This is a genomic window from Bathymodiolus azoricus thioautotrophic gill symbiont (assembly GCF_001298715.1).
Taxonomy (GTDB): domain Bacteria; phylum Pseudomonadota; class Gammaproteobacteria; order PS1; family Pseudothioglobaceae; genus Thiodubiliella.
Genome location: NZ_CDSC02000485.1, coordinates 1 through 884, shown reverse-complemented (window position 1 = coordinate 884; position 884 = coordinate 1). Strand labels below are relative to the sequence as shown.

Genomic DNA, 884 nt, shown 5'->3' with positions numbered 1-884 from the left:
GTTGCGATGCTTGGAATGACATCTTAAAGAAGGATAAGTTTTGTTAAGAAATTGTGTAGTAGAGAATGGATAGAATTAGTTTAGTTATTTTTGAAAATGGTATTAGATAGCATGCCGTCATAAGGCAAATCTAGATCATATTTAGACCTTGCAGGGTTTTTCCAAAAATCAATTACTTTTTGCTTGTTAATTTTTGCCTTAATCATGGGCATGTTTGCATTCTCAAAGGGTGGTTGAGTTTTGGCGCTACTGATTTTATTTTTACCACTTCTACTAAGGTTTTTTTTGGCATCTTTAATTCTTTTTCTAATTTTTATAGCACGGTGTTTTTCATCAAATCGAATGCCGATATAATTATGATATTTAATGGCGTCTTTGCCAAAAATAGAAACACGACCATCGGTGGTTTTTTCTTTCAAATAAGGGTTGTTATAATTGATATCGGCATTCGTAAAATCTTTAAAAAACTGCTTAGGTCTGAAAGCTTGACAAGACCTGACAAAGGTTTTCTTATCTATAATCACAGCATCACTTAATTCTCCGTTGTATATCCTGTGTTTTTTAACAATATCGGCATCACTAATATTTGAAACCTTTGAAAACTCCCCTTGTTGGTCGATATAAGTTTTGCTGGCCATCCAATCTGTTAAAAAGTTGTTGGTTGTTAGAATTTTCATATTGATAGTGCAGTTTCTTTGGAAGGTGCTAGGAAGTACGCCAGTTTGACTGATTGACTCTTCAAATACTTCACCTTTAAACTTATAGCCATGGATATTATTGTGTTTACAATACGGCAAATCATTGACCAATTTGTAAGTTATTTTTCTTGTGTACCCTCCTTTGTTGGTTTTTGCTTCATAAGTGCAAAACTCAGTCATAAAAAA

The 884-nt window shown here is 33.0% G+C and carries 1 protein-coding gene; it reads right to left on the bottom strand.

All coding sequences use genetic code 11. The features are described from left to right. Positions 1-80: 80 nt before the first annotated feature. Positions 81-884 (bottom strand): hypothetical protein (locus BAZSYMA_RS10150; RefSeq protein WP_195910186.1); only part of this gene is annotated, 804 nt, incomplete at its 5' end.